Origin of the sequence: Aquabacterium sp. (genome assembly GCF_029946005.1) — a bacterium.
Taxonomy (GTDB): domain Bacteria; phylum Pseudomonadota; class Gammaproteobacteria; order Burkholderiales; family Burkholderiaceae_C; genus Aquabacterium.
Genome location: NZ_JAQSDR010000032.1, coordinates 62,724 through 78,595, shown reverse-complemented (window position 1 = coordinate 78,595; position 15,872 = coordinate 62,724). Strand labels below are relative to the sequence as shown.

Annotated in this window: 13 protein-coding genes; 10 read left to right on the top strand and 3 right to left on the bottom strand. The window is 63.0% G+C overall.

Going from position 1 to position 15,872, the window contains the following annotated elements:
- Positions 1 to 41 precede the first annotated feature (41 nt).
- Complete coding sequence (locus PSV38_RS15445; RefSeq protein WP_300548919.1) at positions 42 to 1,091, top strand: serine/threonine protein kinase; 1,050 nt, start codon at positions 42 to 44, stop codon at positions 1,089 to 1,091.
- A 16-nt stretch (positions 1,092 to 1,107) separates the two neighbouring features.
- Here the strand turns inward: PSV38_RS15445 and PSV38_RS15440 are convergent, their stop codons facing one another.
- Positions 1,108 to 2,829: a diguanylate cyclase gene (locus PSV38_RS15440; protein ID WP_300548917.1), complete on the bottom strand. Its 1,722-nt coding sequence runs from the start codon at positions 2,827 to 2,829 to the stop codon at positions 1,108 to 1,110.
- 99 nt (positions 2,830 to 2,928) lie between these two features.
- Between PSV38_RS15440 and PSV38_RS15435 the strand changes: the two genes are divergently transcribed.
- Positions 2,929 to 3,846 (top strand): DHHA1 domain-containing protein, encoded by a 918-nt coding sequence (locus PSV38_RS15435; protein ID WP_300548915.1) that lies wholly within the window; start codon positions 2,929 to 2,931, stop codon positions 3,844 to 3,846.
- A gap of 21 nt (positions 3,847 to 3,867) precedes the next feature.
- Here PSV38_RS15435 and PSV38_RS15430 read toward each other — a convergent pair whose 3' ends face one another.
- Entirely contained in the window at positions 3,868 to 5,826 is a 1,959-nt protein-coding gene (locus PSV38_RS15430; RefSeq protein WP_300548913.1) for a carboxypeptidase-like regulatory domain-containing protein, read from the bottom strand.
- Between the two features lie 132 nt (positions 5,827 to 5,958).
- Entirely contained in the window at positions 5,959 to 7,287 is a 1,329-nt protein-coding gene (locus PSV38_RS15425) for an MFS transporter (protein WP_300548912.1), read from the bottom strand.
- A gap of 156 nt (positions 7,288 to 7,443) precedes the next feature.
- Here PSV38_RS15425 and cyoA point away from each other — a divergent pair, with 156 nt between their 5' ends.
- From cyoA to PSV38_RS15385, 8 genes are read left to right on the top strand one after another with little or no spacing between them, the layout of a single operon-like run.
- On the top strand, positions 7,444 to 8,481 hold the full coding sequence (gene cyoA, locus PSV38_RS15420; RefSeq protein WP_300548911.1) for a ubiquinol oxidase subunit II: 1,038 nt from the start codon (positions 7,444 to 7,446) through the stop codon (positions 8,479 to 8,481).
- Between the two features lie 48 nt (positions 8,482 to 8,529).
- Entirely contained in the window at positions 8,530 to 10,533 is a 2,004-nt protein-coding gene (gene cyoB / locus PSV38_RS15415; RefSeq protein WP_300548910.1) for a cytochrome o ubiquinol oxidase subunit I, read from the top strand.
- Positions 10,526 to 11,155, top strand: coding sequence for a cytochrome o ubiquinol oxidase subunit III (gene cyoC / locus PSV38_RS15410; protein ID WP_300548908.1), 630 nt, complete (start codon positions 10,526 to 10,528; stop codon positions 11,153 to 11,155). The genes cyoB and cyoC overlap by 8 nt, the downstream gene beginning before the upstream one ends.
- The gene (cyoD, locus tag PSV38_RS15405; RefSeq protein WP_300548906.1) at positions 11,152 to 11,568 is read left to right on the top strand and encodes a cytochrome o ubiquinol oxidase subunit IV; all 417 of its coding nucleotides are present in this window, start codon (positions 11,152 to 11,154) and stop codon (positions 11,566 to 11,568) included. The genes cyoC and cyoD overlap by 4 nt, the downstream gene beginning before the upstream one ends.
- 20 nt (positions 11,569 to 11,588) lie before the next feature.
- The gene (locus tag PSV38_RS15400; protein WP_300548905.1) at positions 11,589 to 12,353 is read left to right on the top strand and encodes an SURF1 family protein; all 765 of its coding nucleotides are present in this window, start codon (positions 11,589 to 11,591) and stop codon (positions 12,351 to 12,353) included.
- A 19-nt stretch (positions 12,354 to 12,372) separates the two neighbouring features.
- Positions 12,373 to 13,725: an ATP-binding protein gene (locus tag PSV38_RS15395; RefSeq protein ID WP_300548903.1), complete on the top strand. Its 1,353-nt coding sequence runs from the start codon at positions 12,373 to 12,375 to the stop codon at positions 13,723 to 13,725.
- A complete protein-coding gene (locus tag PSV38_RS15390; protein ID WP_300548901.1) occupies positions 13,709 to 14,251 on the top strand; it encodes a response regulator transcription factor in 543 nt (180 codons plus the stop codon). The genes PSV38_RS15395 and PSV38_RS15390 overlap by 17 nt, the downstream gene beginning before the upstream one ends.
- Before the next feature lie 32 nt (positions 14,252 to 14,283).
- Positions 14,284 to 15,870 carry a glucan biosynthesis protein gene (locus tag PSV38_RS15385; protein ID WP_300548900.1) on the top strand — a complete coding sequence of 529 codons (1,587 nt, stop codon included), beginning with the start codon at positions 14,284 to 14,286 and terminating at the stop codon, positions 15,868 to 15,870.
- Positions 15,871 to 15,872: the final 2 nt, after the last annotated feature.

Below are 15,872 nucleotides of genomic sequence, written 5' to 3'. Positions count from 1 at the left end.
ACAGCCCGCATCCTTCGGGCCAGGGGCTCGTAAGATGCGGGATGAGCTCATCGGACACCCCCTACGCCAACCTCACCCCCGACGCGGTCCTGCACGCCCTGCAAGCCGTCGGCGTCTTCAGCGACGGCCGCCTGCTGCAGCTCAACTCCTACGAGAACCGCGTCTTTCAGATCGGCCTGGAAGACGCTGGCTACGTCATCGCCAAGTTCTACCGCGCAGGCCGCTGGACCGACGCCCAGATCCTGGAAGAGCACGCCTTCGCGCAAGAGCTGATGGACGCCGAGGTGCCCGCCGTGGCGCCCCTGCCGCTGATGGCCGACCTGGAGGTCGACCCTGCCGTGCGTTGCATCGGGCAGCCCGCCACCCTGGGCTTGCTGGGCGACATCCGATTGGCCGTCACCCCGCGCAAAGGGGGCCGCTCACCCGAGTTGGAAGACCCCGCCGTTCTTGAGCGCTTGGGCCGCTTCCTGGCCCGCCTGCACACTGTGGGCGCCGCCAAAAAGTTCAAGCACCGCACCACCTTGAGCGTGGACACCACCGGCCGCGCCGCACGTGACTGGCTGGTCCAGAACCAGGTGGTCACCGACGACCAACGCGCCGTGTGGCTGTCGGTGGCCGACCAGGCGCTGGATCTGGCCCAGGCCGCCTTTGACCGCATCGATGGCTTGCGCTTGCGCCGCCTGCATGGCGACTGCCACGTCGGCAATGTGCTGTGGACACCCGAGGGCCCGCACTTCGTGGACCTGGACGATGCCTGCATGGGCCCCGCCGTGCAAGACCTGTGGATGCTGCTCAGCGGCGACCACCAGGAACGCCAGCTGCAACTGCATTCACTGCTGTCAGGCTACGAGTCATTCGCCGATTTCGACTGGCGCGAACTGACGCTGATCGAGCCCTTGCGCACCCTGCGCATCATCCACCACAGCGCCTGGCTGGCCCGGCGTTGGGCCGATCCGGCCTTCCCGGCGGCCTTCGCGTGGTTTGGCACCTCGGCTTACTGGAGCGAGCAATCGCAACTCTTGCGCCAGCAGATCGAACTGATGCAGGACAGCCAGCAAGGCCGTCCCATGGTGAACGAGGACGACTGGTGAGCGTTCCTGCCGTCGGTCAGCTGGCCAACACCGTGCGATTGCGGCCTGCGCGCTTGGCGCGGTAGAGGGCTTGGTCGGCACGCTCGATGGTGTCGGCCACCTCTTCGTCAAAGCGTTGCTCGGCCAAACCGGCTGAAAAACGGATGTGCAACTCCGGATGCTCGGGGCACATCAGCTTGCTGTTCACCACCTCGCGGACCCGCTCCATCATCGCGTCCGCCTGGCCCACGCGGCACTCGGTCAACATCAGCAAAAACTCCTCGCCACCCCAACGGGCGATGACGTCGGACTCGCGCAGCTCATGCTGCACGCTGTGGGCAAAGTTGCGCAGCACCTCGTCGCCCGCGCCATGTCCATGCGTGTCGTTCACGCGCTTGAAATGGTCGATGTCCAGGATGCCGATGCAGAATACGCGCCCGCCCCGGTCGCTGAATTTTTTCTGCAAGGCCAACGTTTCCACCATGTGACGGCGGTTGAACAAGCCGGTCAATTCGTCGCGCGTGGCCAGGGTCTGGATGCGCTCCACCGCGATGGCCAGCTCATTCTTACGCTCCCGCAGGCGGGATCGCAGATCGCTGAGTTGGCCCGCCAGCAGCGAGATCGTGGGCAAGGTGGTGCAGGCGAACAGGAAGTGGATCAATTCCTGACGAACGGGGTAACGCCCAGGTTCGAAAGCGTTCATGGCCAGCATGGTCAGGCCCTGTGCCACGAGGGCGAAAAATGCCGCCGACCGGGCTTGCGACGCCGTCAGGTTGAACAAGCCAAAGACCAGCACCAGCGCCAGCAGCATCAAACTGGCGCCGCGGGATTCTTCCAGGATGGCATAGGCGCCCACCACACAGGTGATGGCCACCATGATCTGAGGCAAGGTCAGCGACGGGTCGGCAAAGCGCAGGTTGAACCCACTGCGCAACAAGGTGTAGAACAACAGGCAACTGCCCATCATGTAGGAACCCAGCGCCCAGCCCGCGGTCTCGTTCACAGTCCCCACGCTGACCGAGTAGGCCAGCACCACCGTGCAGATCACAAAGTTCGCCGCCGCCACCATGTAACGCTGGATGCGCAGGCGCTGCTTCGGGTCGCTGGAGAACACCAGGCGCATCAAGGTCTGCAGGAAACCGGAGGTCTCTTCGCCGTCGTTCTTGGTGAACTGCGACAAGGTCACGCCAATCACGGCGAGCAACATGAAGCGCAACAACTCCTGGGCCATGTCATAGGTGTGAGGATGGGCATGCAGCAGCCAGGCCATGGCGGCGCCCATGACTGCGATCACGTAGGCGCTGAGCAGGCGCACCTGCAAAGGGCGCAGGTAGCGGAATCCGTAAAGCAACAAGGGCACCAGAATCAACAACAACACATCGCGGGCAGGCCCACCCATGGTGTAAACCCAAGAGGCGTAGGTCACCGCCATCACCATCTGCGGCATGGTCAGCGAAGCATCCCGAAAGCGCAGGTTCATGTTGCTGCGCAGCAGGGCATAGAACACCACCACGTTCACGGCAATGGCGCCGCTGATGGCCAGCACCGGGCCCGTCGGCAAGTAACCATGGCTCGCCACCCAGTTCATCAACAGGCACACCAGCAGGTAAACAAGGCCCCCACCCAGGCAACGCAGGATGCGCACGCGCTGCTTCCAATGGTTGCCGAGCAGCCAGACGCCCCAGGTGCCCGTGTTGATCGTCACGCGACCATGGTGGGCAGCGGGGGACATGGCGATGGAGGGTGAGGTCGGGTCCATTCGGGTGATTTCGTCACATGAACGCCCCACTTGAGTACCCCTGTCGCCAACTAGCCCTTAGCATCGGCACATCGCACACTTTCAGCCCACATCGCCACCATGACCAACGGACTTTTCACCAGCCTCGCCATCCAACCCGACCCCAGCGAGGCCAATCCGCTGGTGATCTACCACGACAAGTGCGCCGACGGCTTCGCCGCCGCCCTGGCCGCCTGGCTGTTCTTTGAAGGACGGGGCGAATACCTGGGCCTGGCGCACGGCAAGGTTCAGCAGGTGTCTGAGTTGCCCGTCCTGACGGGACGCCCGGTCTACATCCTGGACTTTTCGTTTTCGGCCGAGATCCTGCAGGGCATCGACGATGTCGCGTCCAAACTGGTCATGCTGGACCACCACAAAAGCGCCGCCGACAAGCTGGGCACGTTCCAATGCCGCTGCGGCATCGTTCACTTCGACATGACACAGTCGGGCGCCAAACTCGCCTGGCAGTTCTTCCAGCGCAACCAACCCATCCCCGACCTGGTCCGATTCGTGGAAGACCGCGACATCTGGACCTGGCAATACCCGGAGAGCGCCGCCTTCCTGGCCGCGCTCGACATGGAGCCCTTTGAATTCCCACGCTGGGCCGAGATCGCGGCCTTCAGCCCCGCGCAAAGCGCCACCTTCCGAGAGCGTGGCGGCGCCATGAACAAGAAGTTCATGAGCCTGTGCCATGACATTGCCCGCAATGCCATGCCGGTGAACTTCAATGGCGAAAGCGGCTTGATGGTCAACTGCCCTGGCGTGTTCAGCAGCGAAGTGGGCGACCTGCTCGCTACTCAATGCGGCACCTATGCCTTGCTGTGGAATTACAGCAAGGATGGCATCGTCAAGGTCAGCCTGCGCGGGGTGCGCCCCTACAACGTCATCCCGCTGGCCGAGTCGATGGGCGGTGGCGGACACGCCCAGGCCTGTGGCTTCAAGATGGGCGTTGACCGCCTGCCCGAGTTGCTGACCGGGACGTTTCAGACCCAGCCCTGAGGGCCGGATCTGGCCTGGAAATCACTGGCATTGGCCGAAGCCGTCGATGGTGCCGCTGCAGTGAACAAAGTTGTTCTGCACGCCCATGCCCTCGCCCGTGCGGCCATACAGCACCAGCATCTTGAAGCCAGAGGTGGTCACCGCGGTGCCATTGCCAGGATTGGCCAAGGGGATGGCGACCGACCGGGCCGCCGCCGAAAAACCGACCTCGCCAATCTGGGCAGGCGACTGGTCTCCACATTGACGGTCAGAGCAGAAAGAGGCTGAATCCAGGCCGGTGTAGCCGCGGGCAAAGGTCCAGCTGGCATTGAAGGTGGTCGATTCCCCCGTGGCCAGGGCAAGTGTGCGCAGGCTGCTCACGGTGCTGTCGGTCAGGATCGGCCACGGGAAGTTCTCGATCCGGTCAGACAGCGGCGGCACGCCCATCATGTCGACCTCGAATTCGCTGCGGCCATCCAGCACCATCGCGCTTGAGCAGTTGGCATCGGTGTAAAGCGCGACCTTCACGGTGCGGCCACCACGGTAGAAGTTGGTGATGGCGGCATCGCCCCCCGTGCCGGAGGGCAGCTGGATTTGGGTATCGTCGCTGCCCCGAAGCTGGCCGCCTGCATCCGTCGGATCGCTCAGCAAGCTGCTGAAAGAATCGCGCCAGACCGACAGGCGCTGTGGCGAACCGCTGTAGCGCTTGTAGTAAGCCAGCAGCACTTCAGCACCGTTCGCATCCTTCTGAGTAACCTTGGCGCATTGCAGGCCACTGATGGCCTGGATGTCGAACTGGAAAGCGCGCGAGTGCTCGGTGTAGGCCAAGGCCCCCGTGCTGTCAAAGGTTTGGGTGCGCTGCAAAGCCGCATTGGCGTGGATGCCAATCGGGTTCACATCGCCCTTGAACTTCCAGGTCTGCCCTTCGCGAACCACCGCCATCTCTTCGCCAATGGACTGCAGGCTGCCATCCTGGAGCTTCAGCACAAATGACACGCGGCAAACGGGATCGGTGCCCGACAAGTCGCAACGCCCCAGAGTCGGGCTCACGAACAAGACACCAAAACCAGGCCCTTCATCGCTGGCGCCAATGAAATCGCACATCAGCGTGCCAACATCGCTGGGACCCTGCGCAGGACTGGGCCCATCAAAACTCATGCTGGCTGTGCTGGCCAGCAGCCCTGGCAAATTGGCGCGACAGGCTGTGTCGTTCGCCATGGCCAACGACATGTTCTGGAACAGGGTCTCGATGCCCGTCAGCGAGACATTGGCCGCCTGGCTGTCCACCGTCAGGGTGCCTTGCGCGGCTTGCCCGGACTCCAGGTAAAGATTGCCCGTGCCCAAGCGCGGCGTGATCTGCACGAAGGGGGCATTGGCCTCGCCGGTCGTGACGCCCACAGAGTCCAGCACTCGGTCGTAACCGGTGCGCGTGCCTGCGCTCAAATCGCCACTGATGAAATCGAAGTTGGACGGCACGCCAGCGTCCGCCAGAATGCCCGCCAGACCTGTGCGCAAGGTGGTCTGGGCCGCAGCAATGCTGGTGGCATCCAGTGAGGTGCCAGGGCCGTCCATCAGGTCTTCCGGCGAGTCACCGGTGGCCAGCAGCACGGCGGCGGTGGTCAAGGGCGTCACATTGGCCACGCCCGCCCCTTGCGACACCGAATAAACACACCGGTAGTTCTCGCCCACATGGCCACAGGCCTCGATTCGGTAAGGGCCCGTGCCCGTCAGCGTCACGCCAGTGAAAGCACCTGCGGCGTCCACGCTCACCCCAGAGCTGACCACATTGCCCTCCGAGTCCAGGATTCGCACCAAGGCGTCGGCCATGGGCGCACCCACGGCCACCGTGCCCGACAAGGTGTTGCTGGCGGATGAGCCCCCTGAGGCCCCAGCCGAGTCCGATGAACCACCGCCCCCGCACGCCGTCAACAGGCCCAATCCCGCGAACGAGACACCCATCAGCAGGCGCTGACGACTTTGCTTCAAAACTGAGTTGACCATGGGGCTTCCTTATCCACTGAACGCTCGCGCATGGCAGAGCCTTAGGGATATCGGTCACGCCCCCGGAAAGGTGAAGCCTTTAAGTACCAGGGCGTGCAACTTCAGCACGGAAAGCGCAACTACCAGCTTGGATCAGGCGTTGCCCAGCGCCCGGTTCAAGCGCAAGGCCAGCAAGGTGCACAGCGCGCCGGACAGCAGGTACAGGCTGAGGTAACCCAGTCCGAAATGGGCCGACAAGCCCAAGGCCACCAGCGGCGCGAAAGCAGCGCCCACCAGCCAGGCAAAGTCGGCGGTCAAGGCCGCACCGGCGTAGCGGTACTTGGCCGAGAAGTTGGATGTCACCGCACCGGCCGACTGGCCATAAGACAAGCCCAGCAAGGCAAAACCCATCAGGATGAACAGATTCTGGGCGGCGGGGCCGCCGCTCATCAACGTGGGGGCAAAACCGCTCAGCACCGCGATGGAACTGGCCGCCAGGCCCAAGGTTTGACGACGACCAATGCGGTCGGCAATCAAGCCGGACACGATCATGCCCAAGACCGCAATCCCGGCGCCAATGATCTGGACGACCAGCACATCGTTGACGGACTGCGTGTTGCCCAGGGCGATCCACGACAGCGGGAACACCGTCACCAGGTGGAACAAGGCATAACTGGCCAAACCGGCGAAGGCGCCAATGAAAATGTTGTGGCCTTGCGTGCGCAGCAACTCCAGCACGCGGGTGGGCTCCAGTTCACGCTCTTCGAGCAACTGGGTGTACTCCTCGGTCACCACCAGGCGCAAACGGGCGAACAGCGCCACCACGTTGATGGCAAACGCGACGTAGAAAGGATAGCGCCAGCCCCAGTCCAGGAAGTCGGCGGACGACAGGTTAGCGTGCAGGAACAGGAACAGGCCACTGGCAATCGCAAAACCGATGGGCGCACCCAACTGGCCCAGCATGGCGTACCAGCCACGGCGGTTTTCCGGGGCGTTCAGGGCCAGCAGGGACGGCAGGCCATCCCACGAACCGCCCAGGGCGATGCCCTGCAAGAAGCGGAAGATTGAAAGCAGCACGATCGACTGGAACCCCAGCACGGCGTACCCCGGCAGGAACGCCATGCCGGCGGTCGAGATGCCCAGCAGGAACAAGGCCGCCGTCAGCTTGGTACCGCGACCCCAGCGACGCTGAATGCCCATGAACAAGGCCGTGCCGAACGGACGCGCGATGAAGGCGAACGAAAAGATGACAAAGGCCCACAAGATGCCCGACAGGCGATCGCTGGACGGGAAAAACACAGCGGGGAACACCAGCACCGAGGCTATGCCGTAAACAAAGAAGTCGAAATATTCAGAAGCCCGGCCGATGACCACGCCAATGGCAATTTCACCCGGCGCAATGGCGGAGTGGCCGGGGGCAACGCCACCCTGCTGGGGCTGCAACGAAGGCTCGTGGTAGGTCTGATCGATGCTGGACATCATGCGTACTCGTGATTCGAATGTAGTTTTTCAAGCGGACGCCCAAGGTTCTCACCTCTGAGGGATTGCCGCCATAGGACAAAACGCCCAATACCCAATGCAAGTCAATAGGGATAGATTCTGCCTCTTCTGCGGTCACGCGCTCAAATTCGTCTGGCAATGCTTTCCCTCAAGAACCTTCGCGGACCCCTCCTGCTCCTCGCCACCGCCTTCCTCGGCGGGTGCAAAGCGGTGGTGATGAACCCTTCAGGCGACGTGGCCGCGCAGCAGCGCGACCTCATCGTGGTCTCAACGGTGCTCATGTTGCTGATCATCGTGCCGGTGATCGTCCTGACGCTGTGGTTCGCCTGGAAATACCGGCAATCCAACACCCAAGCGGAATACGCGCCCAACTGGGACCACTCCACTCATCTGGAGCTGGTGATCTGGGCCGCCCCCTTGCTGATCATCATCGCGCTGGGTGCCGTCACCTGGATCAGCACCCACACGCTCGACCCCTACCGCCCGCTTCAGCGCATTGGCGCCGGACGTGAAATCCCCGCCGACACCAAGCCCTTGGTCGTCGAAGTGGTGGCCCTGGACTGGAAATGGCTGTTCTTCTACCCCGAGCAAGGCATTGCCACAGTGAACGAGCTGGCCGCCCCGGTCGACCGCCCCATCCAGTTCAAGATCACCGCGTCCACCGTGATGAACTCCTTCTTCATCCCCGCGCTGGCCGGTCAGATCTACGCCATGCCCGGCATGGAAACCAAGTTGCACGCCGTCATCAACAAGCCCGGTGAATACCAAGGCATTTCGGCCAACTACAGCGGCGCAGGCTTCTCGGGCATGCACTTCAAGTTCCATGGCCTGAGCCAGGGTGACTTCGACAAGTGGGTGCAAGCCGCCAAGACCAAGGGCAGCGAGCTGAGCCGCGAGAAGTACCTGGCCCTCGAGAAACCCAGCGAGCGCGAACCTGTGCGCCTGTACGCCAACGTGGTCCCCGGCCTCTACGACGCCATCCTGAACCGCTGCGTCGAAAGCAACCGCATGTGCATGAAGGACATCATGGCCATTGACGCCCGTGGTGGCCAAGGCAAACCTGGCACCTTCAACGTGGTGTCATCCAGCCAGTCCAACCGCACCTATGTTGGCGCCATGTGCACGACCACCAACCTGACCGGCGCCGTGCCTGCGCCCGTCACCCAGCCGCTGTAACGCTGTCAGCAAGCGCGCGCCCCCTCACCTTTGCCACCCGGACCCACGATGTTCGACCAACTCGACTTAACGAAGCTCATCTTCGGCCGCCTCAGCTGGGAGGCGATCCCCCTCCACGACCCCATCCTGCTCGTGACCTTCGCTGCCGTCGTGCTTGGCGGACTGTCAATGGTGGGTGCGATCACCTACTTCAAGCTGTGGGGCTACCTCTGGAAGGAGTGGTTCACCAGCATTGACCACAAAAAGATCGGGATCATGTACATCATCCTGGGCTTGGTCATGCTGCTGCGCGGCTTTGCCGACGCGCTGATGATGCGGGCCCAGCAGGCCATGGCCTTCGGCGACAACGCCGGCTTCCTGCCCCCGCACCACTACGACCAGATCTTCACCGCCCACGGCGTGATCATGATCTTCTTCGTGGCCATGCCCCTGGTCACGGGCTTGATGAACTTCGTGGTGCCGCTGCAAATCGGTGCCCGCGACGTGGCCTTCCCCTTCCTGAACAACTTCAGCTTCTGGATGACCGCCAGTGGCGCCGCCCTGGTCATGGCCTCGCTGTTCGTGGGCGAGTTCGCCAAGACCGGCTGGCTGGCCTACCCACCGCTGTCAGGCATCCTGCACAGCCCTGACGTGGGGGTCGATTACTACATCTGGTCCTTGCAGATAGCGGGGGTCGGAACCTTGCTATCGGGCATCAACCTGCTGGCCACCATCATCAAGATGCGCGCGCCCGGCATGACCCTGATGAAGATGCCCGTCTTCACCTGGACCTCGCTGTGCACCAACGTGCTGATCGTGGCCGCCTTCCCGGTGCTGACCGCCGTGCTGGGCCTGCTGTCCCTGGACCGCTACGTGGGCACCAACTTCTTCACGAACGATTTCGGCGGCAACGCCATGATGTACGTCAACCTGATCTGGATCTGGGGCCACCCCGAGGTCTACATCCTGATCCTGCCGCTGTTTGGTGTGTTTTCTGAAGTGGTGTCCACCTTCAGCGGCAAGAAGCTGTTCGGCTACGCCTCCATGGTTTATGCCACGGTCGTGATCACGATCCTGTCCTACCTGGTTTGGCTGCACCACTTCTTCACCATGGGTTCGGGCGCCAGCGTCAACAGCTTCTTCGGCATCACCACGATGATCATCTCGATCCCGACCGGGGCCAAGATCTTCAACTGGCTGTTCACGATGTACAAGGGCCGCATCCGCTTTGAAGTGCCGATGCTCTGGACCATGGGCTTCATGATCACATTCGTGATCGGCGGCATGACAGGCGTGATGCTGGCCGTGCCCCCGGCCGACTTCGTGCTGCACAACAGCCTGTTCCTGATCGCCCACTTCCACAACGTGATCATCGGTGGCGTGCTGTTTGGCCTGATGGCGGGCATCACCTACTGGTTCCCCAAGGCCTTTGGCTACAAGCTTGATCCGTTCTGGGGCAAGTGCTCGTTCTGGTTTTGGCTGATTGGCTTCTGGGTGGCCTTCACGCCGTTGTACATCCTCGGCTTCATGGGCGTCACCCGCCGCACCAGCCACTTCCAGGACATGTCCCTGCAGATCTGGTTCCAGATCGCGGCCTTCGGTGCGGTCTTGATCGCCTTCGGCATCGCCTGCTTCCTGATCCAGTTGGTCGTGAGCTTCCGCAAGCGCGAATCGCTGCGCGACCACACGGGCGACCCGTGGCAGGGCCGCACGCTGGAATGGTCAACCTCGTCGCCACCGCCCGCCTACAACTTCGCCTTCACGCCCCGCATCCATGACAACGATGCCTGGTGGGACATGAAGCAGCGCGGCTACGAGCGGCCCTTGAGCGGCTTCCTGCCGATCCACATGCCCAAGAACACGGGCGCGGGCATCATCCTGGCCGGCCTGAGCACCGCCTTCGGCTTCACGATGATCTGGCAGATGTGGCTACCAGCTGCCCTGTCCTTCATCACCCTCATCGTCGTGGCCATTGCCCACACCTTCAACTACAAGCGCGACTACTACATCCCTGCTGATGAAGTCATTCGCACCGAGGCCGAACGCACGCACCTGCTGACCAGCCATGTCTAATACCGCCACCCTTTCCCCCAACGCCCGGGAGCCCATCAGCTTCCACGTGGCCGAAGAGCACCATGCCGAGAACGGCACGCTGATCGGCTTCTGGCTGTACCTGATGAGCGACTGCCTCATCTTTGCCTGCCTGTTCGCCGTTCACGGCGTGCTGGGTCGCAACTACGCGGCGGGCCCTTCGGGGGCCGACCTGTTCGACCTGCCGCTGGTGGCACTCAACACCTCCATGCTGTTGCTGTCGTCCATCACCTATGGCTTCGCGATGCTGGAAATGCAGAAGAAGCACGTGCGCGCCACCTTGGTGTGGCTGGCCATCACCGGCCTGTTCGGCGTGGCATTCATTGGCCTGGAACTGTACGAGTTCGCGCACCTGATCCATGAAGGCGCGACGCCTCAACGCAGCGCCTTCCTGTCGTCTTTCTTCACCCTGGTGGGCACCCACGGCCTGCACGTGACCTTCGGCATCATCTGGCTCGTCACCTTGATGGCTCAGGTCTCCAAACACGGCCTGACCATTGAGAACAAGCGCCGCCTGATGTGCCTGTCCATGTTCTGGCACTTTCTGGACGTGGTCTGGATCGGCGTCTTCACCTTCGTGTACCTGATGGGAGTGCTGCCATGAGCGCGCATACCGAAAACGCTGGGCATGGCGCCCACCACCCTGCTCACGACGACCATGGGCACCACGGCCACGACGATGGCGCCAGCCACGGCTCGCTGAAGGAATACACCATCGGCTTCGTGCTGTCGGTCATCCTGACGGCCATCCCGTTCTGGCTCGTCATGGGCAAGGTGTTCGACAAGTCGAGCACCACGGCCTTGGTCGTGCTGGGCTTCGCGGCGGTGCAGATCGTCGTGCACATGATCTACTTCCTGCACATGAACACCCGCTCTGAAGGCGGCTGGAGCATGCTGGCCCTGATCTTCACGCTGGTGCTGGTCGTGATCACCTTGAGTGGCTCGCTGTGGGTGATGTTCCACATGAACGCCAACATGATGCCCATGTCGGTCCACGAGATGAAGAACATGCCTTGAGGCCAGTGGGCCACCAAGCGATGGGTGCCGATAACACTCAGCAGCGTGGCCCGCGCTCAAGGGCTTTGCTGACCGCGTTGGCGGTCATCGCCACCCTGGTGTTCACCGGCTTTGCCGCGCTGGGCACCTGGCAGGTCAAGCGCCTGTTCTGGAAGCTTGACCTGATCGAACGGGTCGATCAGCGTGTGAACGCACCGGCGGCGCCCGCACCCGGCCCAGCCCAGTGGCCCCAATTGCAGACCGCCACCGACGAGTATCGGCCTGTGCAAGCCAGCGGCACCTTTGAGCATGAGCACGAGACCCTGGTACAAGCCGTCACGGCTTGGGGCAGCGGCTTCTGGGTCTTGACCCCACTTCGGTTGGCCGATGGCACCGTGCTGTTGATCAACCGGGGCTTTGTCCCTCCTGAAAAGCAGACACGCGTCAGCCGACAAGCCACCGAACCCAAGGCAGAAACCACCATCACCGGCTTGCTGCGCATGAGTGAGCCTGGTGGCGCCTTCCTTCGCAAAAATGACCCATCGGCCCAACGCTGGTACTCGCGCGATGTGCGGGCCATCAGCGCCGCCCACGGCTTGCGCCGGGTCGCGCCTTACTTCGTGGATGCGAAGGCAGACCCAGCCCAGGAGTGGCCCGTGGGCGGGCTCACCGTGATCGCCTTCCCGAACAACCACCTCGTGTACGCCATCACCTGGTACGCCCTGGCCTTGATGGTTCTGGGCGCAGCCTGGTATGTCAGGCGCGACGCGCAAAGACAGCGCCAAACCGATCAGAATGCGGGCTAGTTCGACCACGAAAGCACCGATGTCACCCCAGACCGCCCCCTCAGTGATCGAGGACAGCCTGCCCCCCGCCGCAGCCAAGGTCCAGGGCGTCAACCATGCCACCGGCCTGAAGAACATGCAGCTGTTGATTCAGCTGCGCTGGATCGCGGTCGTCGGGCAGATCATCACCATCGCAGTAGCGCATTTCGCCTATGGCATCCAGCTGCCGCTCAACCACCTGCTGACCGTGCTGGCCTGCCTGATGGCCTTCAACGTGGCCAGCCAATTGCATTGGCGCGCTCACCGAGAGGTCACCAATGGCGAGTTGTTTTTCGCGCTGCTGGTGGATGTCAGCATGCTGACTTTTCAGCTCTACCTCAGCGGAGGCGCCACCAACCCCTTCGCATTCCTCTACCTGCTGCAGGTCACGCTGGCCGCCTTGTTGCTGGAGGCCTGGTCCACCTGGACCATTTTCGCCATCACCGCCACCTGCTTTGCCGGCCTGGCCTTGTTTGGCGTGCCTTTGTCCTTCCCATCGGACCAGGGCCGGGGGCTGCTCAACCCTTACATGCAGGGCATGCTGATCTGCTTCGCACTCAACGCGGCACTGCTGGTAATCTTCATCACCCGCATCAGCTTCAACCTGCGCAAACGCGATGCGCGCCTGGCCAACCTGCGGCAACGCGCGGCCGAAGAGGAGCACATCGTGCGCATGGGCCTGCTGGCCTCCGGCGCCGCGCATGAACTGGGTACCCCACTGGCCACGCTGGCCGTCATCCTGGGTGACTGGGCACGCCTGCCCTCCTTCACCTCCGACCCCGAGTTGCTGCAAGAAGTCGACGAGATGCAAGCCCAGGTCCATCGCTGCAAAGCCATCGTGAGCGGCATCCTGCTGTCGGCAGGCGAGGCGCGGGGCGAGTCGTCCGAAGAGACCACCGTGTGCACCTTCATGGACGAACTGGTCGAGGAATGGCGCGCCACGCGTCCGTCCGCCACCTTTGTGTACGACAACCGCTTTGGCCTGGATCTGAGCATGGTGTCCGACTCGGCCCTCAAGCAAACCATCTGCAATGTGCTGGACAATGCACTGGAGGCCTCTTCGCACCTGAGGCTGGAAGTCGCCCGCGATGCGGACACGCTGACGGTCACCGTCACCGACCATGGGTCGGGTTTTGGCGCGGCCATGCTGGCCAACTTTGGCAAGCCTTATCAGTCGAGCAAAGGGCGGCCTGGTCGAGGGCTGGGCTTGTTCCTGGCAGTGAACGTGGCACGCACGCTGGGCGGCAGCCTCACTGCCCGCAACCGTGCCGGGGGTGGCGCGGTCGTGACACTCACCCTGCCCCTTTCCGCCATCACTTTTGAGGAAGACGACACCCATGGAAGAAGCCGCTGAGCGAGTGCTGATCATCGTTGAAGACGACGCGGCGTTTGCCCGAACGCTCGGCCGCTCATTCGAGCGCCGTGGCTATGCGGTCATGCTCGCGGCCAGCCTCGAGGGCGTGAGCGAGGTGCTGCAACAGCGCTCGCCCGGTTATGCCGTCGTGGACCTGAAGCTGAACAGCGAAGCGTCGGGCTTGGCCTGCGTGCAAAAGCTCAACGCGCACGACCCCGACATGCTGATCGTGGTGCTGACAGGTTTTGCCAGCATCGCCACCGCCGTTGAGGCCATCAAGCTCGGCGCCTGCCATTACCTGGCCAAGCCGTCCAACACCGACGACATCGAAGCCGCCTTTGGCCGCGCCGAAGGCGACACCGAAGTCGGGTTGACCAACCGCTCCACCTCAATCAAGACCTTGGAATGGGAGCGCATCCACGAGATCCTGGCGGAGACCGGCTTCAACATTTCAGAGACGGCTCGCCGCCTGGGCATGCACCGGCGAACCTTGGCGCGCAAGCTGGGCAAGCAGCAGGTCAAGTAAGGTCAGGAAAGAAACCCCGGAGGCCCCCACGCATGCAACGACGCCACTTCATCCAGACCGCCGCCGCCCTTGCCGCGGCCGGTATCTCGATGCCGAACCTCATGGCCGCCGAGCAGATCGGCGCCTTGGGCAAACTGGGCAAACCGCAGCCTTTCAGCTACGCGTGGCTCAAAGGACAAGCCAGCATGCTGGCAGGGCAGGCCTGGCGTGCACCCGCCACCCGTGTACCCAATGAGCTGACCCAACTGGATTGGGACCAGTACCAGTCCATCGGTTACCACGATCAACATGCGCTGTGGGCTGCGCAAAAGCGGCGCTTCGAAGTCAAGTTCTTCCACCTGGGCCGCGGCTTCACCGCCCCCGTGCACATGCACGAAGTGGTCGATGGCCAGGCGCAAGAACTGGCCTACGACCCCAGCATGTTCGACTACGGCAAGAGCGGCGTGCGTGGCTCGCGCCTGCCCAAGGACCTGGGCTTCGCGGGCTTTCGGGTCAACTTCCACACCGACTGGAAACGTGACGTGGCAGCCTTCCTGGGGGCCAGCTACTTTCGCGCCGTTGGGGGCGAAGCGCAGTATGGGCTGTCCACCCGCGGCCTGGCCATTGATTGCGGCGCCGAGCGGCCTGAAGAGTTCCCCGTGTTCACCTCGTATTGGTTGGAGCGCCCTTCACCCACCTCGTCGGTACTCACGGTCTACGGGCTGTTGGATTCGCCAAGCGTGGCCGGCGCCTACCGCTTCGACATCCACCCCGGCGAGATGATGGTGATGGACGTGGATGCGGCCTTGTACCCCCGCAAAACGATCGAGCGCCTGGGCATCGCGCCCCTGACCAGCATGTTCCAGCATGGCGAGAACGACCACCGCATGGCCAACGACTGGCGCGCCGAGATCCACGACTCCGACGGTCTGGCCATGTGGACTGGCCAGGGCGAATGGATCTGGCGCCCAATCACCAACCCGCCAGGGCTGCGCTTCAGTTCTTACGCCGACGACAACCCGCGCGGCTTTGGCCTGCTGCAACGCGACCGCCAGTTCGACCACTACCAAGATGACGGCGTGTTCTACGAACGCCGCCCCAGTTTGTGGGTGGAGCCCAAGGCCGGTTGGGGCAAGGGCGCCGTGCAACTGGTGGAGCTGCCCACCGACGACGAGACCAACGACAACATCGTCGCCTTCTGGAACCCTGAATCCAAATTGCAAGCAGGGCAAGAACGCCTGTTCAGCTATCGCTTGCATTGGGGTGCCAAGCCGCCTGCACAACCCACAGCGGCGCAGGTGGTGGCCACGCGCACCGGCATCGGCGGCGTGGTCGGCCAAAAGCGGAAGTATTTTTCATGGCGCTTCGTGGTGGATTTTGCCGGTGGCGACCTGCCCATGCTGCGTGAAGGCGCGAAGGTGGAGCCGGTGATCACCGTGTCACGCGGCCAGGTGGAGATCACCTCGGCCCGGCCCTTGGCCTCGGTCAACGGCTACCGTGCCATGTTTGACCTGCGCCCCCTTGATGACAGCACAGCTCCGGTGGAGCTTCGCCTTTACCTGAGCTACAACGGCCAGCCGATGAGCGAGACCTGGCTATACCAATGGACGCCACCGCCGACGGCTCAGCGCCGGGGGTGATT